This window comes from Caulifigura coniformis (assembly GCF_007745175.1).
GTDB classification, from domain to species: Bacteria; Planctomycetota; Planctomycetia; order Planctomycetales; family Planctomycetaceae; genus Caulifigura; species Caulifigura coniformis.
This window is the reverse complement of record NZ_CP036271.1, coordinates 1,467,446-1,491,185: the sequence shown is the minus strand read 5'-3', so window position 1 is coordinate 1,491,185 and position 23,740 is coordinate 1,467,446. Positions and strand designations below refer to the sequence as shown.

Here is a 23,740-nt window from a genome sequence, read left to right as displayed (position 1 = left end):
CCGCGGCCTTTCGGCTTACCCCGCCACCGGCGTCCAGCCGATGACGTCGGTGATGTCAATCAGCCCCGCGGGCCGTCCTTCCGCATCGACGACCGGCAGTTCGCTGATCTTGCGGATGGAGAGCAGGTCGACGACGTCTGCCAGGGAGCCAGTGCAGGCGATCGTCATCGGAGTGCGGGTCATCACGTCGCGGATCGGCTGGTCGAGTGCATCGTCGCGACGGTGTTCGAGCAGACGCGCGAGATCGCTGTCGGTGAACAGTCCATCCAGGCGGCCGTCTTCGTCGACGAGCAGCAGCGCGCCGCTGCGACGTCCGGGCTGTGACTGCGAAGTGAACGCCTCCCGCACCGTGGCTGAAGATGATGCCACGCGGACCTGTTCGATCGGACGCATGGTGTCGACGACGCACTTGAGCTTGCGGCCCAGGCTGCCGGCGGGGTGGAGCGTTGCGAAGCGCTGAGGGGTCAATCCCTTGAGGCGGCTGACGACGAGGGCGAGGGCGTCTCCGACGGCGAGCATGGCGGTCGTGGTCGTCGACGGGGCCAGGCCATGGGGGCCAGCCTCGCGAAGCCGACCGAGCGTAATGAGTGCGGTCGCCTGAGCGGCCAGCGTGCTGTGTTCGGTGGCGGTGATCGCGATCAGGGGGAGGCGCTGCGAGGCGATGAACGGGAGGATGCGGGTGATTTCCTCCGTCTCGCCGCTGTTCGAGAGCGCGAGGACGACGTCGTCGGTGTGGATGCAGCCGAGGTCGCCGTGCACGGCCTCTGCCGGATGCAGGAAGTGGGCGCGGGTGCCGGTGGAGGAGAGGGTGGCGACGAGTTTCTGCCCGATGAGACCGGCCTTGCCCATGCCGGTGACGATGACGGCTCCGCGACAGGCGAGGACCGACTCGACGGCGTCACAGAATCCGGTATCCAGACGCTGCGAGACGTCCAGGAGAGCGTTGGCTTCGAGCCGAATGATCTCCCGCGCTTCGCGCAGTTGATCGAACTGCGAATACGGAACGATTGACTCGGCCAGAGCGGCCATGGGCGGCGATCCTTCGCTCAAACTCAAACGCGTTGCCCGTCATCGTGACGAGGGGGCGAAGTCTATGGCCGGCAGGCAAAAACGGTCAATCGGAACTCCGCCAGGGGAGGGGAATCCCTTCTCCCGGATTCCGCCGCAACACATGTCTGCGTCAGAACTTGTGGAGTGCTGTCCGGGAAGTCGCAGAGATGCGGAAACCGGGTCAGGAATCTGTCAGGCTGCGCATGACTTCCCGGCAGAAGAAAAGCGCGGCGTTGCGTGCCTGGGCATCGGGGCCCTTGCGCAGGGAGGGCGTGCCGTCCTCCGGCAGCACGAGGTGGGGGAGGCTCCGTTCGCGGGCGATGCCGGAAATGGCCTCGAAGTAGATTTCGGCATCGATATCGTTGTCGTCCTGTCGCAGCGGAGGCTGGACCACGACGGCCAGGGCGCCGATCTCCGAGAGGACGCTGAGGACGGCCACCATCCGGCGTTCGAACTGGGGCAACTGCTCGACGCCGCCGGATGAGTCCGATCGATCGAGGAAGAGGACGGCGACATCCGGTCGATGCCGGACGATGCGCGTCTTGAGGTGCGTCTTCAGGACCGAGAGCGTGCTGGCGGGCCAGGTTGCATCAATCACCAGGTCGGTCGCCCGGCCTGATTCGGCCCGCCATTCCTCGGCAAACCACTCGCCGACGAGTCGCCCGGCGCTCATGGAGACGTCGCCTGCGATGCGGGCGCCGGCGAAAACCCAGGTGAGCGGTTCCGAACGCTGAAGCAGCGGGAGCAGGGCCTGCAGCGGCGCGTCGTGATCGTCGACCGCGTCGTCGTCACATCCGATCACCAGGTCATCCGGCGAATCGACAGTCGCTTCGCCTATCAGGGAGACGCGGAGTTCCGCGTGCTCGTCCTCTTCCGCTGGCCGGGATGGGGGCGGCTCCGTCGCGGGGGAGGGGCAGGGGGCCTCGGGATTCCCGGTGAAGCAGGGGAGTTCCACCGTGGAATCCGAAGTCTGCGTGGAGGAGTTCGGGGCAGGCTCCCGCGAACCGTCACCTTCCTGGAATGCGAGCATATCGGACGCTCCTTCGTCGCCGGGTCTACAGATTCTCAAACTGCTGAAGGACGCTTACTCGGGCCATTCGCCGCTGAAGACTTCCGCGGCCGGGCCAGTCATGAACACTTCACCGCTGTCGGCCCATTCGATTTCCAGATCGCCGCCCCGCAGGTGGGCGAGGACCTTCCGATCGAACAGGCCGTTGATCATTCCCGCGACCGCCGAGGCGCACGCGCCGGTGCCGCAGGCCCAGGTCTCCCCGCTGCCGCGCTCCCAGACGCGCATCTGGAACTCGGTGCGGGAGAGCACCTTCACAAACTCGATGTTCGCCCGGCGAGGGAAGACGGGATGCGTTTCCAGCTTCGGGCCGATCGAGAGAACCCACTCGTCGGTGGGCTCGTCGACGAACACGACGCCATGCGGGTTGCCCATGGAGATCGCGGTGACTTCGACCGTCCGCCCGGCAACCTGGACCGGCTGCCTCTTCGGCGGCTCGCCGGTGAGCGTGGTGGGGATCTCGATGGGGTTGAAGATCGGCTTGCCCATGTTGACCCGGACGCGGGCGACTTTGCCATTCTCCGGGAAGAGCTGCAGCGTAAGCACGCCGCGGCCGGTCTCGATCGTAACCGTTTCCTTCGTGGCGATGCCGTGGTCGTAGACATATTTGCCGACGCAGCGGACGCCGTTGCCGCACATCTCGCCTTCGGAGCCGTCGAGATTGAACATCCGCATACGGGCATCGGCGCGCTCGGACGGGCAGATGAGGATCATTCCGTCGCCGCCGATGCCGAAGTGCCGGTCGGCCATTTTTCGGGCGAGTTCACCGAGGTCGGAAGGGAGTTTTTCCGTGAACGCGTTGACGTACACGTAGTCGTTCCCCGCGCCATGCATCTTCGTGAACTTCATCGCCGCACCGTTTCTCCAGAAGCCGACGGGCGTTGAGCGCTGCCGGCGTTTCGCAATTTGAAGATTGAATGAAGGAAAAAGCAATTGTGTCGAGGAATCCAGGCAGGCTGGGGCGAGTGGGCGCCTGGGTGGGATGGCGACTCTCCGACCCGCTCGCGCGTGTTCAACGGGCTGATGTTCCCGCTCCGGATACAGGGGCCGGGACGACGTCATCGTGGGGCTGGTCGATGCCGGGAGCGTGGTCCGGGTTGTCGTGGGCGATCTGCAGCTCTTCGATGAGGTCCTTGCGCTGCTCGGCGATGCGGCGGTCGAACTGGTTGAGGACATCGAGGGCTTTGTCGCGGGAGGTGACGAGGCCGATGATGAGATACTGAGTGACGGCCAGGGTGAAGAAGATCCAGCCGAGGCGATCGGGGAGGATTGTGGAGAGGATCGCGAAGACGGGCGATGAGCGGTTGAGGTGCTGGCAGGTCAAGCCGAGGAGAATGTTCTTCCACTGCTTCCACAGGCCCCGCAAGAGTCCTTTGGAGCGATCAGGCTTTACTCGCCTCAGGCCGGGGTGAATCAGCGAGAAGAGCATCTGATCGGGCATCGCCTCGATCACGCCGATGGCCAACATGATGCGGAGGCCGAGCGTGATCCAGGAGATCTCGATGGCCTCGCCCTTGAAGTGGACCTCATTCTCGATCCACCCCTGGAACAGCGTCATCTCCATGTTCTTCGTGGCAAAGAGCAGGAGGATGGAGGCGCGGAACCACTGGTCGATGTCCTTCTCGAGCTCGGCGTTGAGGTCCTGAACCCGGACGACCTTGCGACGGAAGAGCCGGAAGATGGGAACCGCGATGAAGCCCACGAGCAGCCGCGTGATGGGCCGCATGATCGGCCGGACAACCGGCTCGATGATGGGGCCAATCAGTTCGCGGACGAGTCCTGGCACGGTGGCTCGCTCTCAGTTGAAGAAGTTCACCGCGGAGACACGGAGAACGCAGAGAAGAGGGAGATCGCCGCTGTCATGACTGGCTCGGATTTGAACTCGCGATTCTCTGAATGTCGTGAATTCAGTTCGGCGGCAGCAACGCTTTGGCCGCGATCTCCCGCTTCTCCCTGGCTCTGTGTCTCTGTGGTGAACTTTCAAACGCGACGATCGGCCGAGCGGTTCACCGAATCGAATCAGCTTGCCGGCGGAGGATCGGCGAGTTTGATGTGCAGGTCGCGGAGCTGGCGCTGGTCGACAGGGCTGGGGGCCCCGGTCATCAGGTCGCTGGCCTTCTGGGTTTTCGGGAAGGCGATCACGTCGCGGATGTTGTCGCAGCCGGCCAGCAGCATGACCCAGCGGTCGAAGCCGAGTGCGATACCGCCGTGGGGCGGGGCACCGTACTTGAGACCGTCCATCAGGAAGCCGAACTTGGCCTGGGCCATTTCCGGAGTGATGTTGAGCAGGTCGAAGACCTGCTGCTGGATGGCTGGATCGTGAATTCGGATCGAGCCCGAAGCGGCTTCGTAGCCGTTGCAGATCAGGTCGTAGGACTGTGCGCGGATCTTGCCAGGGTCGCTGCTGAGGTGCTGCACGTCTTCCTGCACCAGCGAGCAGAACGGATGGTGTTCTGCGTCCCAGCGGTTCTCTTCCGGGTTCCAGGTCAGGAGCGGGAAGTCGAGCACCCACGCGACCTGGAAGGTATTCGGGTCGTAGAGGTTGAGTTCCTTGCCGAGCTTTGTGCGCAATGCGGCGAGGGCCGAACAACAGACCTTGTAGGTGTCTGCCACGTAGAGGAGGAGGTCGCCGTCTTCCCCTTTCATGCGTTCGACGACGGCCTTCTGCTGGTCCTCGGTGAGGAACTTGGCGATCGAGGATTCGAGCTTGCCGCCGGCCACCTTGAAGTAGGCGAGGCCCTTTGCGCCGTAATCACCGACGAGGTTCTTGAAATCGTTGTCGAGGATGCGGCGGCTGAACTTGTCGGCGGCGCCCTTCACGCACAGGCCGCGGACGTGATTGCCAGCCTCGGCCGTCTGCTTGAAGACGCCGAAGCTGGTGTCCTTCGCAATATCGGTGATGTCGGTGATCTCGAGGCCGAAACGGAGGTCCGGCTTGTCGGAGCCGTATTTCTCCATCACCTCGCGGTAGCTGTAGCGGGGGAGCGGCAGCGGAAGGTCGATCCCGCGGATCTTCTTCAGCATGGCGGCGACGAGTCCGTCGATCGTCGACAGGAGGTCTTCCCGTTCGACGAAGGCCATTTCGACGTCGATCTGGGTGAACTCGGGCTGGCGGTCGGCGCGGAGGTCTTCGTCGCGGAAGCAGCGGGCGATCTGGTAGTACCGGTCGTAGCCGGCAATCATCAGCGTCTGCTTGTAGAGCTGGGGCGACTGGGGCAGGGCGAAGAATGATCCTTCGTGGACCCGGCTGGGGACGAGGTAATCGCGAGCGCCTTCGGGCGTGCTGCGGCCGAGCATGGGGGTTTCGACTTCGAGGAACTGTCGTTCGTCGAAGTAGTCGCGCACGACCTTGGCGAGGTTGTGGCGCATGATCATGTTCTTCTGCAGCGCCGGCCGACGGAGGTCGAGGTAGCGGTGCGTGAGCCGGAGTTCTTCGTTGGGCATCGTCTGCCCGTCCGGCTCGAACGGCGGAGTGGCGCTCTTGTTGAGGACGGTCATGGTCTGCGCGAGCAGTTCGACCTGACCGGTTTCGAGCTTGGGGTTGTCCTGGCCTTCGGGACGCGAATGGACGACCCCCGTGACCTGGACGACGTCTTCGTGCCGCAGATGCCGGGCCGTCTTCTGGATGTCGCTGCTTTCGGAGAGGTCGAATTTGATCTGAGTCTTGCCGTACCGGTCGCGCAGGTCGATGAACACGATGCCGGCGTGGTCTCGATACTTGTCGACCCAGCCGCAGACCGTGGCCGTCTGGCCCAGATGGCTCTTCCGCAGTTCACCGCAAGTATGCGTCCGCAACACCGTTCCGACTCCCCTCGACCGCAAAGTGTCAATCTGAATCTGAGCTGAAATCCCATCACGCAGACACGGATGGGCGGCCGGGGTTGGGGCCGATTGTCGGCGAAACCCCGGTTGCGAGCCGGAACGGGTGGGTGACGAGGATCAACTCGAAGGCGCCAGTTCCTGGTGGAAGAGTCCCTCAGGAAACGAGATCTCGGTCACGCTTGAACCGGGGCCTGCTTCGCTGCGCTTCGTCCAGCCCCGGCCACCCCACTACGAGAGTCCGGCTCGGTGGGAATTTGAGAGGGACAGGCCGGAATTTGCAATTGGCGTTTGGTGTTCCGGGCCTGATTTCGGGTTGCGGGGGGCTCAGTCGCCGACGCGGGAGTCGGCGAGGATCTCGTGATCCCGGCTGCTGTCGCGGGTCTTGTCGTGTCCAAAGGGGCCTTCAACCGACTGTTTCGGGAAGACGTCGAACATTTCCGTCCGTTCTTCCGGGCGGGCTTCGATCTCTCCGGGGCCCAGGTGGACGCGAAATTTGAGGGCGGCGAACGCCAGTTCGTCATTGGGCAGGAGGGCTCCGCGAACTACGCGCTGGCCGTTCACGCGGGTGCCGTTGGTGCTGCCGAGGTCGCGGAAGAACAGGAGGCCATCGGTGCGGGCGATCACGCAGTGCATTTTTGAGATGCTCTCGTGGTCGAAGATCAGGTCGCACAGTCCCTGTTTCCGTCCGACGACGGTGACGTCCCGCACGATGTGAATCGGCGGCGATCCATCGAGTGGAATCAGGGTGGCAATCATCCGCTCTCCGCAGTCACGAGGTCATGGGATTTTCCGGGGCTTTTGCGGGGAAGTCAACGCGAAGTTCGCCTGGGGCCATGGGATGCGGAAGATGGGGGGAGGCGGGATGTGCAGATCATTACAACAGTCGGCGTCGAAGCCCTTTCATCCGTGCAACTCGACAAGGTCGCCCTCGTGGAGCACGTGACCCCGGCCCACCACGATGCCCTCGCCGGCAGCTCCCCAGACGCGGGCATGGGTGAGTCGGGCGGCCAGGTCGTGGTGAACCCGCTCGGCCAGGTCTTCGACGGTCGATCCCGGAGGGAGCGTGAACGGGTGATCCATCTCGGGGGGAGTTCCGGGGCGCTTGGTGTAGAGGCGCATGACACACAGCATGCGGTAGATGGCCTCCCGGAGAGGGTCGAGCGTCGCCGGGGCGTCACATTCCACGAGCAGGGCTTCGAGGTTGGAACCACTCGATTCGCGGAACATGTCGAGCCGCACGGCCGCGTCGGGATCGCCTGCACGAGTGACGGCGACGAGGGAGCGGACGTTGACGATGGTCATGTCGTCCTCATCGAAGCCGGTCGCCGTCGCGAGGCGGGTCTTGCGGTTCGCGAGCTGGGAAATGACATCGCAGGCTTCCTGCGGGGAGTCATCGTTCGATCCATCGACGCAGAGCACGACGGCGTCCGCAGCCCTGACGAAACTGGTCAGGTATGGCTCGATATGTCCGGCGGTCACCGGTGGCGTGTCGACAAGCTGAACGTCGACGTCGTCCCATTGCATCATGCCGGGCAGGGGCTCGCGCGTGGTAAAGGGATAGGCGGCGACCTCCGGTCGGGCGCTGGTGAGCTCCTGAAGGAGCAGGCTTTTTCCCGAGTTGGGGGCGCCGATCAGGATGACGGTTCCAGCGCCCTGGCGGGGAATGCGGTACGTGCGAGTCGACCTCGGGGCCGACTTTTCCGCGTGCGCCTCTTGGCGGGCTTCCTTCAATCGCGTTTTCAGGTCGGCCTGAAGCCGTTCGGTTCCCTTGTGCCTGGGGATGAGCTGGAGCATGCGTTCCAGGCAGGTCACTCGTTCGTCTGCAGACTGGGTGCGGCGGTAGGCCGCCTCGGCTTTCTGATACTGGGGAGTCAGGTTGGCGGGCATGACGAAGGGGGGAGCCGGCAGGACGGGCCGAGTGAGACGCCAGGCGGTCGGGCCACGGTCCCGCGTGGCGAGCGGGGTTGTATCCCCTGAACTGTCCGTGGATTGTGTGAAATCTTCGCGGGGCGATGCCGGCGCGGGCGTCGTCGCCGCGGAGGATCGGGTTGTGAGGGTCGTTGAGGCGTGTCTCGCGGTGGAACGCCGAAATCTCTATCATAATCTGGAGTTGCGTAGAACCTCCCTCTGCATGAGGAGGTATATTCGGGCGAGGGGGTATTCGTTGAATGTCCCCACTTGGATGGACTGTTGAACGGGAAGGGGTTGTGGGCCGGTCGGAGTGAATCCGGCTTCGGTGGTACAGCCGGGCCAGTTTTCTGGCCCTGAAGTGGCTTGAGTGCGGGAACGTTCTGGCGGTTTGAGGCGTCCTGCTTCGGGTCGATGGCTGCGTGAACTGGCTTGTCTTCCGTAAGTTTGTCCGACGTGAGTTCGAGTCGTCCCCGTCACGAGGGGGGCTCGAACCGAGGTGATTCCTCGCATGAATCTGCGTGATTCGAAAGTGATCCGGCTCGGCGGATGGGTTGCGTCGGCCGCAACACTGCTGGCGACGGCCGCTGGCGGATTCCTCGCCTTCAATGGTTTCCAGGAGGGGGACCTGCTGATGGGGAGCATCGCGAGCGGCGTTGCCGTGGCGATCTGTTTCATTGGCGGCCTGCTTTCCTACTGCCTGTTCAAGTTCGCTTCGATGCAGGCACTGGCCGCTACTGCTGCGCCGGTCGTGATTGAGACGCCCGTCCAGACGGTCGAACCTTCCGAAGACGCACCCGCCCTGGACACCGACGCGCTCGCGGTGGCCGCGATTGTGAATGGCACTCCCGTTCCCGCACCGCCGGAGAATTCGGACGACGCACTGCCGGTGTTCATCGATCCGGGCAATGCCAGCGACCTGGCGAGCGACGAATTCGACGAGGCGATGCTGGTTGTTCCTCCTCCGGCCTTCAGCGGCGACGACGGTGACGTCTCGGACCCCGAACTTGGGGTCGAGAACGTGTGGGGGGATGAGTTCGATTCGCGGATGGACCTGCCTGTTACGGGCGATCCGACCATTGCTGAAGAGGAAGCTGCAGGCGTCCTGAACAGTGATGCACCTGCTTCCACCGTCTCGCTGTCACAGACGACCGCGGTTGCATCGGCGTTGACGCAGACCGATGAGATCGACGCCCTGATCGGCCAGTCTCCGGTGGACGAACTGCCGGCAGCCCCGTCTGAGGCGGCCCTGCCGGTCCAGGCGTTCCCCGAGATCTTCAAATCGTCGCCTGCTCCGCACGCTGAGCCTGAGACGCCCGTTGCTGCTCCAACTCCGCCGGCTGCTCCTGTCGCCCCCGCACCTGCTCCGACTGCGGCGACCGCGAAGCCGGCAGCTGCCGTGCCGAAATCGAAGGCCGAAATCGAAGCGCCGCTCGCGACGGCTGCCGAGCTGCAGGACATGGCGACGACCCTGACGCCGACGTTGCCAACCGGGGGGGCGTTACCTTCAGAGATTCCAGACTTCTTCCTGCGGATGCCGACTGGCCGGAATGCCGTGCCCAGGCAGCCCATGCCGATCGCTCCGGTGGCGCCGCGTCAGGTTGCCCCCCAGAAGCCAGCACCGCCCGTGGCCCCTGCGGCGGTGCGAATCATCGATTCCAGCACGGTCGCCGATGCAGATGACGATCTTGTGACGCTGACGTCGATCCCGGACGACTGGCCGTCGTAAGACGCCTTCAGCTGCGTGTGAAAGTCCGGGTGCGCGGATGGACGTCGCCGATGGCCGTCGGGTCGAAGTAGAAGTCGTCGGGAGATTCGACTCGGACCGCAACGAGTTCGCCGTCGATTTCGAGCAGCGTGAGTCTGTGGTCGCCGAGGATCAGAGTCTCTCCAACTTCCAGTTCGATCTCAAGCGGTTCCACAATCTCGCTCCGTCTGTGTGAACGCCTGCGTTCTTCGCTGGCTTGAACGGTGGCCATCCACGACCACCTCTTCTCTGGGCAGGTTTATATCGTGCCTGCCCGAGGTCGACAATCACGTCCGATGATCGTTGCAGTAAACATCGAGATCACTGATCGGGCTGCGCGCGTTTCGCGATTACGAGCCATCGCGCGGCCAGCGCCATCAACGCCGCCGCGCCTGCCAAGCGGACGAGACCGACCTCGAAAACGATGGTTGCGTTGAACGCGATGAACAGCATGAATGCATGCAGGGTTCGGCCGATCCAACGTGATCGGACGGCATAGTTGTCAGGAGAGATCCACCACCAGAGGACGTCTCCGATCCAAAGCATCATGAAGAGGTAGTTGACGTAGAGGCCTTCGCCGAAGCCTCCCTCCTGCCGCGTTGCTTCGAACGCATGGGCGTGCGACCAGCGGTGCACGAGATGGAACGCGCAGGCGACGTGGACGAGGAACGTGACGCAGGCCCAGGTCCACAGCCAGCGGACCGCGATGCCTGGCGAAGTCGTTGCGCGCCAGTCGTCGGCGGAGAGACTCGTCATCATCCAGAGCGCGGCGGCGTACTCAACGAGCGCGAGATGGATCGTGGTCCGTGTGAGGGCGGCAGGAGACTCCGCCGCGACGAGCGTCGCCACTACGACGCCCGCCAGCGCGATCAAACCCCAGACGCCGGAGACTGGTCGAGTGGCTGGTTTCGAAGTGACCGCGGTCATGGAGAGATCGGCTTCGGGGCGTCCCATTCCGATTCCGTGGTTCCTTCAGATTCCCGGCCTCAATCGTTCGCGGCGGCCTTCTTCGCGCGCCGCTGCCCCTGGCGTTTCCCGCCGCCACCGCCATTGGGCGATCCGCTGGCCGCGACGCCTTCAGCGTTCGTCTGCGGAAGGTTGGCCGCCAAGGCGATTTTCGCCCTGGTGTTGTGCGTGTCACCCACGACGTTCGTCCACTCGAAGTCGTCGCCTTTCAGGTGGTCGTACAGCTCTTCGCTGCCATCAACGTACTGGATGTAGCGCCAGGCTTCCGTGCGAATGGAGTGATTCTTGAAACCATGCGTCGTCAGCGCGACATGTTCCCAGCGGGCCTTCGGGTCGCTGAGGAGCGGCTTCACGCTGACGCCTTCGACGTGTTCCGGCTTTGTGATCGAGGCGAGTTCGCAGAGAGTCGGGTAGACGCTCATGAGGTCGACCGGGCTGGAGCAGACCCCGCCGGCCTTCGTGACGCCGGGGGCCACCCAGATGAACGGCATGCGGCAGGCTTCTTCCCACAAGGCGAACTTGCGCCAGTGGTCTTTCTCGCCCAGATGCCAGCCGTGGTCTCCCCAGAGGACGATAATCGTGTTGTCCCTGTACGGGCTTTTGTCGAGCGCGGCGATCACCCGGCCGACGTTCATGTCCAGGTAGTTGATCGTCGCCAGATAGGCCTGCACTGCTTCCTTCCAGCGCCCCGATTCGACCATCTGCCTGTGGTCGCCGTCGGGCTTGGCCATTTTCACGCCCTCGGCAGGGACGTCCTTCAGGTCATCCTTCTGGTAAGGAGGCAGTTCGATCGAGGCGAGCGGGAACTTGTCGTAGTACTTCTGCGGAACGTTCCAGGGCATGTGCGGTTTGTGGAAACCGCAGGCGATGAAGAACGGCTTGTCATGAGTCTGGCCGATCCGCTCGATCGCGTAGTCGGCGATCTTCCAGTCTTCGAGGTCTTCATCGTTGCAGTCGAGCGGGGCGAACTTGATGCCGCCGACTCCGTCGTTCTGCCCCGGTTTTGGCCTGGGATCGCTGGACGGCTTGAGGTAGTCGTCCCACTCGGTCTTCCGGTCGTAGCCGCCGTGGTAGATCTTTCCACTGGCGTAGAGGTTGTATCCGGCCGCTTTGAAGGTGGCGTTGAGCGTTTTTTCCGGAGCAATGTGGGGCCGCCAGTCCTGCGAGTTGTAATAGACACCGCTGGTGGAGGGGCGAATGCCGGTCATCAGAGCCGCGCGGGAGGGATTACACGCGGGCGCTGCACAATAGGCGTGAGTGAAGGTCACTCCCCGGGCCGCGAGGGCATCGAGGTTGGGGGTCTGCGTCTGCTTGTTGCGGCCGAGATGTCCGACCCAGTGGTTGAGATCGTCGACAGCGATCATCAACACGTTGGGCCTGTCGGCCGCGAAGGAGTTGGCCGCCGGGGCGACGAGCAGAAGAGAAAGTGTCAGCGCAGTCAGCACACGGAACATGGCGGGAGCCTCTTGGGTCAGGGGAAACCGGGCGCGCGCCGTTGCGTCGCCCCGCCTGCGCATGTGACGCTCAGCGTCAGCTGTTTATTCTGCGGCATCGAAGGTTTCACTTCCAGCCGCCGGCGACCCGCTGACCGAGTTCCGCGTGGACGTGGTCCTCGAGCGGAATTCCGTCGGCCTCGATCCGCTCCGCACGGGCGGCGTCTTCATCGCCCGGAAACCGCATGGCACCGGATTCGCCGGCGCAACACCGCTGGCGGATTTCATCCATCGAGCAGCAAAGCTCTTTGGCGAGGCGCTCGGGATCGACGAAAGACCCCGGGGCGATGGCCTGGAAGAAGTGCTGCGAGTCCTCGGCGGTTCCCGGCCGTTTTTTTCGAACCGGAAGCTTCCCGCCTGCCAGGCCGCCGGTGAGCACGGAGCAGACGAACGACAGCCCGAAGCCTCGCGGCCCGCCCATCGGCAGGAGCGTGTGCGCGCTAGCCGGATCGCAGGTGGGATTCTGGTTCTCATCGAGTGCTGCCCCTGGCGGGAGGGCTTCGCCGCGGCGTTTGGCCTGTTCGACGTCGCTCCAGCTGATCGAGCCGCAGGAGAAATCGACGACGAACGGATTGCGGCCGGGAACAGGGATGGCCCACGACAGTGGATGATTGCCGACGGCCGGTTGCGCAGAGCCTGCGGCGGCCACGGTCGCTCCGCCGGTGCTGGACGTGACGAAGCCGATCAATCCTTCGCGGGCAGCGAGGAGGGCGAAGATCGATGCGGCGCCGAGGGTCTGGCTGTTTCCGACGACGGCGGTGCCGACGCCGACTTCCTTCGCCTTGGCGATGGCGGTCTGCATCGCTTTGGTGGCAGCGATGGGGCCGGCGGCGCGGCTGCCATCGAAGACAGCGATGGCGGGGGTTTCGTGGACCAGCATGGGGCGGCCGCGCGGGTCGATGTCGCCGGCTGCGATCGCATCGAGAATTCTCGTGGCGGAAGCGACTCCGTAGTAGTGCTGTCCGCGGAGGTCGGCGTCAATCAATCGCTGCGCGAGCGTTTCGGCGTCGAACTTGTAGAGGCTCTTGGAAGCGAATAGCCGCAGGAGAAGATCGCGGGCGGACTCGATGGAGACTGGGATCACAGCGATCTTCGGACGGGATCGAGTTCTGGAGGCAGGATGCACGCATTCTAGGAGCGGGCCCTGGACGCAAAAGGGCAAAAGGCCCGCCGTCGCCGCCTTTGGGGAGCGGACCTGCGGGAAAACCCGTCCCTCAGGCGAACAGTTCGTGTATCGGGTGGAACTGGCTGTCGACCAGCGGGAAGGGGCGTCCGTTGGGGCCGGGCAGTGTTCCTTCGGGGTCGAGCCCGAGGCTGTGGAAGATCGTGGCCATGATGTCGCCGGGTTGAACCGGGCGATCGGCAGGCACGGCCGCAATCGGATCGCTCGCGCCGATGACGCGGCCCCCTTTCACGCCGCCGCCCGCAAAGTAGACCGAGTAGCACTGCGGCCAGTGGTCGCGACCGCCGGCGGGGTTCACGCGCGGGGTGCGTCCAAACTCTGCGAGATTGCAGACGAGCGTTGAATCGAGCATGCCACGCTGGTCGAGGTCGCTGATCAGGGCGGAATAGGCCTGGTCGTACATCGGGGCGACGATGTCGCGCATGCCGGCGATCGAGGTGAAGGGCTTCGAGCCGTGAATGTCCCAGGTGATCTCATCGAAGACGGTGAGGAAGGTGTTGATCGTGACGAACCGCACTCCTGATTCGATGAGTCGTCGCGAGAGCAGGCAGCATTGCCCGAAGCGGTTCATGCCATAGCGTTCGCGGACGTCGGTCGGTTCCTGGGACAGGTCGAACGCCTCGCGGGCCTGGGTGCTCGTCATCAGGCGGAATGCCGCCTGGAAGTTGCTGTCGAGGAGCGCGGCGCTTTCCGAGGCCTCGAACTGCTTGACGGCGTCATCGACGATCGACCGCATCTTGCGGCGGCGATCGAGCCGGACCGTTGCCATGTCGGGCGGGGGGAGGAGGTCGGGAACCTTGAAGTTCTTCAGCGAGGGATCGGCCATCAGGGCGAAGGGGTCCTGAGCCTTGCCGAGAAATCCGCCAGCCTGACCGTTCGGGAGGTTGCCGCCGCCGCGTCCCATCGGCTCGGGAAGCAGGACGAACGGAGGGAGGTCGGTCTTTCGTCCTTTGAGGAAGCTGACGACCGAGCCGGCGTGCGGAGTGTTGACTCCTCCCGAGAAGATGCGTCCCGTCTGCATCACCTGCCAGCCGGCGTCGTGCACGGCGGCGCTCGTGTGATGACACGAGCGGACGATGGAAAACCGGTCCGCGACCTCGGCGTGCCTCGGGAGGATCTCGGAGAGCTGGAACTCGCCTGACCTGGTTGAAATCGGCTGGAACGGTCCGCGGACTTCGGCAGGGGCGTCGGGCTTCATGTCGAAGGTGTCGAGCTGGCTGGGCGCGCCGAGGTTGAAGATCATGATGCACGAGCGGTCGTCGCCCGGCCTCTTCAACTGGCCCTGTTCCTTCGCCTGCAGGTACTGAGGGAGCGACAGCCCGGCGGCCCCGAGTGAGCCAACCTGGAGGAAATCGCGGCGGGTGACGCCGTTGCAGGTATGGGCGCGGCCATCGCCAGTGAAGGTCAGCATGTCGACACTCCTCCGCAGACGCACTTCCGTCGATTCCGATTCAGCAGGGCGGCAGAAGCCCTGCTCCTGGAAACGGCACTATACCACCCGGGCGGGCCAAACTGGTGGTCGGAGTCCGTTTTTTGAAGGCGTTCCCGGGAGGCGGCGGACAACGCCCCCCTGTTCCCCTCGCCAATCGTCGTCACAATCGGGGGGCAACTTCGAACCCTCGCTTTTCCTGATGGATTCATGCGCTATCACGCTCTCGCCACCGACTATGACGGCACGCTGGCCCACCATGGAGCAGTCGACGCGGAGACGGTGGATCACCTGAAGAAGCTGCTGGCCTCGGGCCGGCGGCTGATCATGGTCACCGGCCGTGAACTTCCCGAACTGAAGACCGTTTGCCCTGATCTCGATCTCTTCGAGTGGGTGGTTGCCGAGAACGGGGGACTGCTGTATTGCCCGGCGACCAAGGAAGAGCGGCCGCTGGCCGATCCCCCCAAGCCGGAGTTTGTGGAACGACTCAAGAGCCGGGGTGTGGGCCCGATCTCCGTAGGACGGGTGATCGTCGCCACCTGGGAGCCGCATGAGAAGACCTGCCTGGAAGTGATCCATGAGATGGGTCTCGAAATGCAGGTGATCTTCAACAAGGGGGCGGTGATGATCCTCCCCGCCAACGTCAACAAGGCGTCGGGACTCAAAGCGGCGCTGAAGGTGATGAACCTGTCGCCTCATAACGTGGTGGCGGTCGGCGACGCGGAGAATGACCACGCGCTGCTGCGGATGTGCGAAGTTTCGGCCGCGGTCTCCAACGCCCTGCCGGCGGTGAAAGACACGGCTGACATCGTGACGACGCTCGATCATGGGAAAGGAGTCAGCCAGCTCATCACGGGGATGATCCGCAATGACCTGTCGGATCTCGACAAGCGGCTCACGCGGCATTACCTGCCTGTCGGCAAGAGCGGGGAGGAGGAAGTCTGTCTGCCGCCGTACACGAACGGGGTGTTGATCTGCGGTCCCTCCGCCAGCGGAAAGTCGACAGTGGCGACGCGGATCGTGGAGTCGCTGATCGAGCAGCGGTACCAGTTCTGCCTGATCGATCCTGAAGGGGACTACGAGAAATTTGAGGGGGCGGTGGTGTTCGGCGGGCCGCAGTCGCCTCCTCCAAAGGACGAGATCCTGCGGCTTCTCGATAATCCGATGTCAAACGCCGTGGTGTGCATGACGGGGATGAAGATTGCGGACCGGCCGCCGTTCTTCCTGACGCTGATGTCGGACCTGATGCAGAAGCGGAGCAAGACCGGGCATCCTCACTGGGTGATTCTCGACGAAGCTCATCACCTGATGCCGGCCGACTGGAAGCCGGCCGAGGCCGTGATGCCGGAGACGCTGCGGAACACCCTTCTGATCACGGTGCACCCGGATCTGTTGCCGCCTTCGATCCTGGACGGAATCCAGTACATCGTGGCGGTGGGCAAGAACGCGCGGGAGAACATCCAGAAGTTTGCCACCGCGGTCGGCGCCTCGGTTCCGGAGATTGGGGAGTTGCCGCAACAGTCGGGAGAAGTCCTGATCTGGCGACGCGATTCCGACGGCCCGGCCCGACTGGTCAAAGCCTACCCCAGCAAGACGGAGCGGCACCGTCATCGCCGCAAGTACGTGGAAGGAGAACTTTCGAAGGAGCGGAGCTTCTACTTCACGGGGCCGGCCTCGACGATGCACCTGCGTGCCCAGAACATCATGATGTTCCTGCAGTTGGCCGAGGGAATCGACGACGACACGTGGATGTACCACCTGAGCCGCGGCGATTACTCGCGGTGGTTCACCGAGTGCATCAAGGACGTCGCACTCGGGGCGGAGGTACGAAGGATCGAGCAGACGGACGGGGTGACGCCGAAAGAATCGCGCGAGGCGGTCCGGGCGACCGTGGAGCGCGATTATACGCTGCCAGCGAGCGTGCCGATGCCGGTGAAGGAGGCGCAGTAAACGCGCAAGGGCCCAGCCTGTTCCCGTGATCGACAAGCCCGGGGAGACGCGTTTTCTTCATCGAGCCCTTCTATTCATGAAGCCGGGCTTTGCCCGGCGTGTTTCTTCAGGAATTCCAGGAGGTCGTTGTTGACCTGGTCCTGATGGGTCGCCGTCAGGCCATGTGATGCACCGGGGTAGACCTTGAGAATGGCGTCCTTGACCAGCTTTGCTGCGGCGTGCGCTGATGGGCCGATCGGAACGATCTGGTCGTCGTCGCCGTGGACGATCAGCGTTGGCACGTCCAACCGGGCTAGGTCAGCGGTCTGGTCGGTTTCCGAAAAGGCCTTGATGCAATCGTAGGCCGGTTTGATCCCTGCCTGCATTCCCTGCCGCCAGAAGGAATCGCGCAGCCCCTGGGAGACTTTCGAGCCCGGGCGATTGGCGCCGTAGAACGGCTCGCTGAGGTCGCGGAAGAATTGCGAACGATCGGCCAATAGGTTGGCACGGATGTCATCGAAGACTTCGATAGGCAGTCCCCCAGGGTTGGCCGGCGTCTTGAGCATTGACGGCGGGATCGCCCCGACGAGCACGGCGGCATTCACCCGGCTCGTCCCGTGTCGGGCGATGTACCGCGCGACTTCCCCGCCGCCCGTCGAATGCCCGACATGCGTCACTTCCCGCAGATCAAGAGCGTGGACGAGATCATTCAGGTCGTCGGCATAGGTGTCGAGGTCGTTTCCGTCCCAGGTTTGCTGTGATCGACCGTGTCCGCGGCGGTCGTGCGCGATGACGCGGTAGCCGTTCTGGCCCAGGAAGAACATCTGGGCGTCCCAGGCATCCGCGGAGAGAGGCCAGCCGTGGCTGAAGACGACGGCGGGGCCGGTCCCCCAGTCCTTGTAGTAGATCCGAGTTCCGTCTTTCGTCTGGAAGGTGCTCAAGAAACTGCTCCCCGGCTGGTCAAGGTTGGCATCGGCGCCTGCAGCGACAGACCACGCCGCCGATTCGCTCGTCCTCGAGATGGCGTCCACCGAATGTCGCAAGAATCGCCGGATCGACCAGTCGTTTTTCCGGGGACGATTTCAGAAAATCCGCGCCGGTTTCCGCTTTTCCAGGTCATGTGGCGGGCGATAATTGACTCCGATGCGCGAGCGTTCGCGTGGTCCTCCGTCCCTGATCTGAATGAATGCCGAAATGCCCATGTTCCGCAGCTTTGTGATCTCCATTCTGCGACGGTTCATGAACCGTCAGCAGGGGGCGACCGCTTCGCCGCACCTGGCAGGCGGAAAGTCGCTCCGCAATCCCCAGTTGAACGCGCTCCTCGGCCTGTTGGCGATGGTTTATGTGATTTCGCCGGTCGATGTAGTTCCCGATTTCGTCCCGATCCTGGGCTGGCTGGATGACGGCCTGATTCTATGGTTCGGACTGAGCCAGGCGTGGCAGGCGATGCGCGGCGGCAAAGCCCCCGTGGCGGCCGCGACGACGGTGAACGGAACGGTGATCGAGACGACGGCGACGCGAGTCGGCTGAGGTCGCGAATCAGAATTCGAGCCCCGGCAGCGGCGACACGAGATGCGTGTCGCTCCTTCCGGGGCTCATTCGGTATTGGGGCCCCGTGATCCGGGACGGGTGAAGAGCCGCGGATTACAGTACCGGGGGAGCTTCCCGTCTTCCGACTCTACGCCCGTGTCCGCCATCGTTCCCGATCACAGCCCCGCCCGCGTCCATACCGGCCCGCCCGTCTTCCAGGCGAGCGGTGTCACCAAGGTGTATGACATGGGGGAAGTCCAGGTTCACGCTCTTCGGGGCGTCGATCTGGAGCTCTATCCGGCGGAACTCGTGGTTCTGCTTGGTCCTTCCGGAAGCGGCAAGTCGACGCTGCTCAACATCCTCGGCGGGCTCGACATCCCCAGCAGCGGCTCGATCCGCTACGGCGACCGCGAGCTGACCGCCTTCGACGATGCCGAACTCACCCGCTACCGCCGCGAGCACGTCGGCTTCGTGTTTCAGTTCTACAACCTGATTCCGAGCCTCACGGCACTCGAGAACGTCGCCCTGATCACGGAGATCGCGAAGAACCCGATGCGCCCGGAAGAGGCGCTGGAACTGGTCGAACTCGGCGACCGCATGGATCATTTTCCGGCGCAGCTTTCCGGGGGCCAGCAGCAGCGGGTCGCCATTGCTCGTGCGATTGCGAAACGGCCGCAGGTGCTCCTGTGTGACGAGCCGACCGGTGCGCTGGATGTGCATACCGGGATCGTAGTGCTCGAAGTGATCGAGCGCGTGAACCGTGAGCTTGGGACGACGACGGCCGTGATCACTCACAATGCGGTGATTTCGAAGATGGCCGACCGCGTGGTGCACGTCTCCGACGGCAAGGTCATGGAGTCGCACCAGAACACCGAGAAGGTGGCGGCGCGTCTGCTGGAGTGGTGAAAAGAGGTGTTGAACTGAAGGTCGGGAAGAGGCCGGGGGGCGGTGGGGGAAGAGGAGGACGCTACTTCCATCCGGCCAGGGGATGATCGCGGTTCTCGAGCGGCAGGGCGACGCGTGCCGAGTTGTTCCGGTGCGATGCGAACGCCGCACAGACCATTTCGACGGTCATTGCACCATCTTTGTCGCTGCACAGAGGCGGCCGATTCTCCTCAATGGCGGCGATCAGGTCGAGTGCTGGTAGGATGTGGCCGGCCAGACGCTGGTGGAGCGTGCCGTCGGGCTCCGGCTTTCCAACGCCCCCGCTGGTGATGGGCGTCCACTCGCGGGGCGTGTCGCTGGCGAGCGTCGGGCTGCCGAAGACGACGTGGGCGAATTTCGGCAGGTCGATCCGGAAGTCGATGAACCCTTTCGTGCCGACGATCTGGAGCCCGAAGTTGACTTCGGGCGTTCCGGCCTTCGCAATCGAATCGAAGAAAATCGGAATCCCGCTTTCGGTTTCGTAGCGGGCGTGAAGTTCGTTCCCGGCCAGGGGCCCCGACGCTTCTGCTCCCTGAACGACATCCAGCGGCGTCGCCGGCTTGCCGGCGTTCAGCATTGTCGCCGTGCAGGCGACGGCCGGGCCGGTGAAGAACGTTGCCAGGTTGAGGTCGTGCGTTCCCAGTACCCATAGGTCGAGGCCGCCGCCGCGTGCGTCTTCCTTCCCCCGGCAGCGGACCTCCAGGACGCGGCCGATGCCCCCTTCGTCGACGAGCTTTTTCGCGTGGATAAGCGCGGGATGCCAGCGATTGCGATGGGCCACAGCGCAGCGGGTTCCCGATTTTGCACAGGCGGCGACGATCTCGTCCGCCTCGCTCGGGGTCCTGCAGAACGGCTTCTCCATGTAGATGCCCCGTGCACCGGCCTGGGCTGCGGCGACCGCCATGTCGCGGTGCTCTTCAAGGAATCGCGGGGCGACGGCGACGATGTCGACAGCGGACTTCGCCAGCATCGCGCGGTAGTCGCGAAAGACGTTGTCGACTCCGAGTTTCTTTTTCGCAGCGGACAGCCCTGCTTCATCGGCATCGGCGACTGCGACAATCTCGCAGCCTGGAACTTCCTTCCACATCGTGTCGAGGCCGTGCCCGTAGTTGCCCCGGCCGGTATGCCCGATGACGCCGACACGGTAACGCTTTCCGGGCGCCATCCCGGCGAGCGCGGGAAAGGCGGCCGTCAGGGCGAGGAAGTCACGTCGATTCATGTCGCTCTCCCTGGTTGCACGATGGGCCGCGCGAGTGGCACTGACTGCGCCTCGTTTATTCAACGAGGAGGCTTTCAATCTGGCGAAGCCGGCGCCGCCTGATCATCCACTGCATGGCGGCCTCATTCGCCGAAGAGTTGCTCCGTGGCCGACTTCCTGGCAGTCCGCTTGCGTTTGGTGCGTTCCGGATCATCCAGGCGTCGTCCATTTTCCGTGCTGGGAGCGCTCACGAGTGGCTCGGGCGCGCCATCGAGTTCATCGCCCGCGTTGATTCCCGCGAGTCGGTCGCGACCGCGAGCGATGTACTCCGGCGAGAGATCGAATCCGATGAATCGACGGCCGAGCTTCTTGGCGACGGCCAGCGTCGTCGCGCTTCCGGAGAACGGATCGAGAACCGATTCTCCGGCATTGGAGCAGGCCCGGACAATGCGTCCCAGCAGTTGCTCGGGCATCTGGCAGCCGTGAAATCCGGCCCGTTCCTTGAAGGTTCCGGCCACACGCGGGAAGTACCAGGTGTCTTCGGAGGCGCCGAAGCCTTCGGGGAGATCCTGCGGGCGGAGGATCCACGTATCGTCGGGAAGTCGTCCCCTGGGATTGGCCCGCCCGTCGCCGTAGACCAGCATTCGTGCGGAGGGGACCCGGATGTCGTCGGCGTTGAATGTGAACGACTTCGCGTCTTTGACGAAGTGGAACAGGTGGGCGTGGGAGCGGCTGAACTTGTTCTTGCAGTTCACTCCGAACGTGTAATACCAGATGACCCAGCTGCGGCAGGTGAACCCGAGCTTCTGGGACGCGACCTTGAGTTCGGCCGCGTATTCATCGCCGATGGCGAGCCAGAACGTGCCCGTCGGTTTGAGGGCCTGGTAGACGCCGGAGATCCATTTTTCGCACCACTCGAGATACGCGGCCGCTTCCTGCCTGTCGTCGTAGACGTCGTAGTCGTAGCCGATGTTGAACGGGGGATCGGCGAAGGCGAGGTCGATCGACCCAGGTTCCAGCGATTGCAGGAGCTGGACGCAGTCGCCGTGGTGAATGTCGTTCAACGAAAGAGCCACGCGATCCCTCAAGCGAGATTTCTGCAGAATTCAGACGGCCGAACGTACCGACCCCACCCCGGCATCGCAAGCAGGGTGGAATTCCGACTTTCTTTGGAATGAACCCTGACCGGCCGGCGAGCGTTCTCCATAATCAGAAATCCTCGACTTGCCCCACGAATGTCCTCGACCGCCCTCTACATCTTCGCCGGCATCGCCCTTTGCTTCGCCAACACGACGGCGTGGGTCGGCACGTGGTTCGGGCTGCCCGGGACGTGGGTAATCGTGGCACTGACGGCGCTGGCCTGTCAGTTCTTCCCGAGCACCGGCTCTCTCGGGCTGGGTTGGACGACTGTCGGGGTGCTCGCGGGAATGGCGGTGCTCGGAGAAATCTGGGAGACGAGCGCTGCGGCCATGCTCGCGAAGAATGCGGGAGGCTCACGGCGCGGAGCGGCGTTCTCAATGCTGGGGGCGATCGCCGGAAGCATCACCGGGGCGTTTCTTGGTGTGCCGATTCCCGTGTTCGGATCGATGATCGGCGCCATCGCTGGCGCCGCGGGCGGCGCCTTCGCCGGCGCGTGGATTGGCGAAGGCCAGCTCGGACGGACGATGGTCGAGCGGGTGGCCATTGGAAAGGCAGCCGCGACGGGACGCGTTTTCGGCACGATCGGCAAGTTGCTTCTCGGCCTCGCGATGGTGATTGTCGCAACGGCGGCTTACTTCTTCTGAGCGTCCGCCGATCAGGGGCTTGAGAGCTCGATGTCGATCACGTTATGGCCGTCTTTGACTTCTTTGGTGATCGTCCCCTCCGGCTGATACTTCTTGTTGATTTTCGCCATGGATTTTCCGCCGGGTATGTCGACGCGGACGTGGTGCGTGGCCGGGATGGCTCCCGTCTTGGCGGCAGTGAAGGCAAGCTCGTAGCGGCCCGCGGCGTCGGTACGGCCATACGATAGCATCGTCGCCGGCACGTTCTGCGGAACGAACGTCAGCTCCACACCTTCGATCGGAGCGCCGTCAAGTGTGACGGTCCCGACGACCTCACAAAGCTGGGGACCGTCGCTGCCGCAGCCAGCCAGGAATAACGCGAAGCAACCCGCCAGAAACGCCTGCCGCCTCATGGAAAAGTCCGTATCGACTGAAGTGAATCGAAAAGATCACGCGGCGCATTTGAAACGCGCCGCGTGATGCGAAAGCATGCCGCGACCGCATCGGCCGCGAACTCCGAAATCAGAACTCGCCGATGACCAGACCGTCTTTGATGCCGGCCAGTCGCTGATAAGTTCCGAAATTGTTGCTGGCGCTGTAGCCCGCATAGTCGGTGCCGGTGTGGTCGATGTTCTCGCTGAGGAATCGGACGCTCCCGTCGCCCATCGTGAAGTGCGCGCCGCCGGTATGACCGCTGGAAAACGCCTTAAACAGGCCGCCGAGCGACAGCGGGGCGTTCAGCTTGGCGATGCAACCCCGGGCATGCTGGTACATGCCGGCCGAGCCGATCGAATTCGTGGTGCAGTTCGCGCCGCCGTTCTCGACGACGCTGCCGTAGAGCATCGAATTGGGGTGTGACGGGTTCTGCATCTGGGCGGACACCTCGCCGACGACGGTGGTGTTCGAGGTCCCATCCGTAAAATCACGGAAGCTGCGGCACGTGTTCGTGCTGAATGTGCCGAGGATCGCCTGGGGAGGCGTGAAGTTGAACGGTCCGGTCGTGCAGGGATCGCCTGCAAAGGGACCGTGCACGCCCGAGTAGCTCGACGTCGCCATGGCCGAGATGTAGCCGGTCGTTCCAGGAGAGTGCTTGGCGAACGTGGTCGCCTTGATGTCGGTCGGGCAGGAGAACGCCGTTTGCGGAGTTGCGCACAACCGGCTGTTCGCGACGACCTGCGGGAAGCTGTTTCCCTCGCCATGCGGCAGGAAGTTGAAGTTGAACTGGTTGTACAACGGGGCCTGATCGATCTGCGGCAGGATCATCGACGCCCAACTCCAGCCGCCGTCCATCCGGCTGCCGTTGTTCGTCATGCCGGTGTCGACGTAGGCCATCGGGAAGGAGCCGTAGATGTCGGCGTAGTTGTGCAGCGCGAGGCCGATCTGCTTCAGGTTGTTCTTGCACTGAGTGCGCCGGGCGGCTTCACGGGCCTGCTGAACGGCCGGGAGGAGCAGGGCGATCAGAATGGCGATGATCGCGATGACCACCAGCAGCTCGATTAACGTAAACCCGCGAACGCGACTCTTCATGACTTCCCCCGAAACGACAACGAAGAACCAGACGTGATCAGCTTTTTCGGCAGAACACACAGCATCGCCTGTGAAAACAGGCGGGCAATGGGCGTTCTTTCAAGTTCGGTGAGCTCACCGTCGTGGCGTAGAGCCATCGCGGAAGTGCTAGTTTGCCTCAAACCGGCCGGCAGCGATGGCGACCAACGAGACAAGCACCTAG

General features: G+C 63.8%; 22 protein-coding genes. 5 read left to right on the top strand and 17 right to left on the bottom strand.

Going from position 1 to position 23,740, the window contains the following annotated elements; all coding sequences use genetic code 11:
• Positions 1-15: 15 nt before the first annotated feature.
• The 7 genes from Pan44_RS05930 to Pan44_RS05900 form a co-directional block, all read right to left on the bottom strand.
• Complete coding sequence (locus Pan44_RS05930) at positions 16-1,029, bottom strand: KpsF/GutQ family sugar-phosphate isomerase (RefSeq protein ID WP_145028212.1); 1,014 nt, start codon at positions 1,027-1,029, stop codon at positions 16-18.
• Between the two features lie 202 nt (positions 1,030-1,231).
• Positions 1,232-2,080, bottom strand: a complete 849-nt coding sequence (locus Pan44_RS05925) for a hypothetical protein (RefSeq protein ID WP_145028210.1) — start codon at positions 2,078-2,080, stop codon at positions 1,232-1,234.
• 54 nt (positions 2,081-2,134) lie between these two features.
• A complete protein-coding gene (gene dapF, locus Pan44_RS05920) occupies positions 2,135-2,968 on the bottom strand; it encodes a diaminopimelate epimerase (RefSeq protein ID WP_145028208.1) in 834 nt (277 codons plus the stop codon).
• A gap of 163 nt (positions 2,969-3,131) precedes the next feature.
• Positions 3,132-3,905, bottom strand: a complete 774-nt coding sequence (locus tag Pan44_RS05915) for a DNA topoisomerase I (protein ID WP_145028206.1) — start codon at positions 3,903-3,905, stop codon at positions 3,132-3,134.
• 233 nt (positions 3,906-4,138) lie between these two features.
• Positions 4,139-5,917 (bottom strand): aspartate--tRNA ligase, encoded by a 1,779-nt coding sequence (gene aspS / locus Pan44_RS05910; protein WP_145028204.1) that lies wholly within the window; start codon positions 5,915-5,917, stop codon positions 4,139-4,141.
• Between the two features lie 348 nt (positions 5,918-6,265).
• Positions 6,266-6,697 carry an FHA domain-containing protein gene (locus Pan44_RS05905; RefSeq protein WP_145028202.1) on the bottom strand — a complete coding sequence of 144 codons (432 nt, stop codon included), beginning with the start codon at positions 6,695-6,697 and terminating at the stop codon, positions 6,266-6,268.
• Between the two features lie 144 nt (positions 6,698-6,841).
• Entirely contained in the window at positions 6,842-7,828 is a 987-nt protein-coding gene (locus Pan44_RS05900) for a GTPase (protein WP_145028200.1), read from the bottom strand.
• A 532-nt stretch (positions 7,829-8,360) separates the two neighbouring features.
• Here Pan44_RS05900 and Pan44_RS05895 point away from each other — a divergent pair.
• On the top strand, positions 8,361-9,578 hold the full coding sequence (locus Pan44_RS05895; RefSeq protein ID WP_145028198.1) for a hypothetical protein: 1,218 nt from the start codon (positions 8,361-8,363) through the stop codon (positions 9,576-9,578).
• 7 nt (positions 9,579-9,585) lie between these two features.
• On the opposite strand, the gene Pan44_RS05890 is transcribed toward Pan44_RS05895, so the two are convergent.
• From Pan44_RS05890 to Pan44_RS05870, 5 genes are all read right to left on the bottom strand, one after another.
• Entirely contained in the window at positions 9,586-9,771 is a 186-nt protein-coding gene (locus Pan44_RS05890) for a hypothetical protein (RefSeq protein ID WP_145028196.1), read from the bottom strand.
• 146 nt (positions 9,772-9,917) lie between these two features.
• Entirely contained in the window at positions 9,918-10,550 is a 633-nt protein-coding gene (locus Pan44_RS05885; RefSeq protein ID WP_145028194.1) for a hypothetical protein, read from the bottom strand.
• A 32-nt stretch (positions 10,551-10,582) separates the two neighbouring features.
• Positions 10,583-12,016: a sulfatase gene (locus Pan44_RS05880; protein WP_145028192.1), complete on the bottom strand. Its 1,434-nt coding sequence runs from the start codon at positions 12,014-12,016 to the stop codon at positions 10,583-10,585.
• Between the two features lie 106 nt (positions 12,017-12,122).
• Entirely contained in the window at positions 12,123-13,139 is a 1,017-nt protein-coding gene (locus tag Pan44_RS05875) for an Ldh family oxidoreductase (RefSeq protein ID WP_197453893.1), read from the bottom strand.
• A 130-nt stretch (positions 13,140-13,269) separates the two neighbouring features.
• On the bottom strand, positions 13,270-14,649 hold the full coding sequence (locus Pan44_RS05870) for a DUF1501 domain-containing protein (protein ID WP_145028188.1): 1,380 nt from the start codon (positions 14,647-14,649) through the stop codon (positions 13,270-13,272).
• A 228-nt stretch (positions 14,650-14,877) separates the two neighbouring features.
• Here Pan44_RS05870 and Pan44_RS05865 point away from each other — a divergent pair, with 228 nt between their 5' ends.
• Positions 14,878-16,617 (top strand): HAD-IIB family hydrolase, encoded by a 1,740-nt coding sequence (locus tag Pan44_RS05865; protein WP_145028186.1) that lies wholly within the window; start codon positions 14,878-14,880, stop codon positions 16,615-16,617.
• 74 nt (positions 16,618-16,691) lie between these two features.
• Here Pan44_RS05865 and Pan44_RS05860 read toward each other — a convergent pair whose 3' ends face one another.
• Positions 16,692-17,537 carry an alpha/beta fold hydrolase gene (locus Pan44_RS05860; protein WP_145028185.1) on the bottom strand — a complete coding sequence of 282 codons (846 nt, stop codon included), beginning with the start codon at positions 17,535-17,537 and terminating at the stop codon, positions 16,692-16,694.
• Positions 17,538-17,778: 241 nt separating this feature from the next.
• On the opposite strand from Pan44_RS05860, the gene Pan44_RS05855 reads away from it, so the two are divergent.
• Positions 17,779-18,126 (top strand): YkvA family protein, encoded by a 348-nt coding sequence (locus Pan44_RS05855; RefSeq protein WP_145028183.1) that lies wholly within the window; start codon positions 17,779-17,781, stop codon positions 18,124-18,126.
• Between the two features lie 246 nt (positions 18,127-18,372).
• Positions 18,373-19,032: an ABC transporter ATP-binding protein gene (locus tag Pan44_RS05850; RefSeq protein WP_390620638.1), complete on the top strand. Its 660-nt coding sequence runs from the start codon at positions 18,373-18,375 to the stop codon at positions 19,030-19,032.
• Between the two features lie 61 nt (positions 19,033-19,093).
• Here Pan44_RS05850 and Pan44_RS05845 read toward each other — a convergent pair whose 3' ends face one another.
• A complete protein-coding gene (locus tag Pan44_RS05845) occupies positions 19,094-20,269 on the bottom strand; it encodes a Gfo/Idh/MocA family protein (RefSeq protein ID WP_145028179.1) in 1,176 nt (391 codons plus the stop codon).
• Positions 20,270-20,391: 122 nt separating this feature from the next.
• Positions 20,392-21,324, bottom strand: a complete 933-nt coding sequence (locus tag Pan44_RS05840; protein WP_145028177.1) for a DNA-methyltransferase — start codon at positions 21,322-21,324, stop codon at positions 20,392-20,394.
• A 159-nt stretch (positions 21,325-21,483) separates the two neighbouring features.
• On the opposite strand from Pan44_RS05840, the gene Pan44_RS05835 reads away from it, so the two are divergent.
• Entirely contained in the window at positions 21,484-22,032 is a 549-nt protein-coding gene (locus Pan44_RS05835; RefSeq protein WP_145028175.1) for a DUF456 domain-containing protein, read from the top strand.
• 11 nt (positions 22,033-22,043) lie between these two features.
• Here the strand turns inward: Pan44_RS05835 and Pan44_RS05830 are convergent, their stop codons facing one another.
• The gene (locus Pan44_RS05830; protein WP_145028173.1) at positions 22,044-22,424 is read right to left on the bottom strand and encodes an Ig-like domain-containing protein; all 381 of its coding nucleotides are present in this window, start codon (positions 22,422-22,424) and stop codon (positions 22,044-22,046) included.
• Positions 22,425-22,533: 109 nt separating this feature from the next.
• Complete coding sequence (locus Pan44_RS05825; RefSeq protein ID WP_145028171.1) at positions 22,534-23,538, bottom strand: DUF1559 domain-containing protein; 1,005 nt, start codon at positions 23,536-23,538, stop codon at positions 22,534-22,536.
• Between the last annotated feature and the right edge of the window lie 202 nt (positions 23,539-23,740).

Coding starts and splice junctions, on each gene's coding strand:
- Pan44_RS05930 (WP_145028212.1), bottom strand. CDS start 1,029: ATGGCCGCTCTGGCCGAGTCAATCGTTCCGTATTCGCAGTTCGATCAA.
- Pan44_RS05925 (WP_145028210.1), bottom strand. CDS start 2,080: ATGCTCGCATTCCAGGAAGGTGACGGTTCGCGGGAGCCTGCCCCGAAC.
- dapF (WP_145028208.1), bottom strand. CDS start 2,968: ATGAAGTTCACGAAGATGCATGGCGCGGGGAACGACTACGTGTACGTC.
- Pan44_RS05905 (WP_145028202.1), bottom strand. CDS start 6,697: ATGATTGCCACCCTGATTCCACTCGATGGATCGCCGCCGATTCACATC.
- Pan44_RS05900 (WP_145028200.1), bottom strand. CDS start 7,828: ATGCCCGCCAACCTGACTCCCCAGTATCAGAAAGCCGAGGCGGCCTAC.
- Pan44_RS05895 (WP_145028198.1), top strand. CDS start 8,361: ATGAATCTGCGTGATTCGAAAGTGATCCGGCTCGGCGGATGGGTTGCG.
- Pan44_RS05885 (WP_145028194.1), bottom strand. CDS start 10,550: ATGGGACGCCCCGAAGCCGATCTCTCCATGACCGCGGTCACTTCGAAA.
- Pan44_RS05880 (WP_145028192.1), bottom strand. CDS start 12,016: ATGTTCCGTGTGCTGACTGCGCTGACACTTTCTCTTCTGCTCGTCGCC.
- Pan44_RS05870 (WP_145028188.1), bottom strand. CDS start 14,649: ATGCTGACCTTCACTGGCGATGGCCGCGCCCATACCTGCAACGGCGTC.
- Pan44_RS05865 (WP_145028186.1), top strand. CDS start 14,878: ATGCGCTATCACGCTCTCGCCACCGACTATGACGGCACGCTGGCCCAC.
- Pan44_RS05855 (WP_145028183.1), top strand. CDS start 17,779: ATGAATGCCGAAATGCCCATGTTCCGCAGCTTTGTGATCTCCATTCTG.
- Pan44_RS05850 (WP_390620638.1), top strand. CDS start 18,373: ATGGGGGAAGTCCAGGTTCACGCTCTTCGGGGCGTCGATCTGGAGCTC.
- Pan44_RS05845 (WP_145028179.1), bottom strand. CDS start 20,269: ATGAATCGACGTGACTTCCTCGCCCTGACGGCCGCCTTTCCCGCGCTC.
- Pan44_RS05835 (WP_145028175.1), top strand. CDS start 21,484: ATGTCCTCGACCGCCCTCTACATCTTCGCCGGCATCGCCCTTTGCTTC.
- Pan44_RS05830 (WP_145028173.1), bottom strand. CDS start 22,424: ATGAGGCGGCAGGCGTTTCTGGCGGGTTGCTTCGCGTTATTCCTGGCT.
- Pan44_RS05825 (WP_145028171.1), bottom strand. CDS start 23,538: ATGAAGAGTCGCGTTCGCGGGTTTACGTTAATCGAGCTGCTGGTGGTC.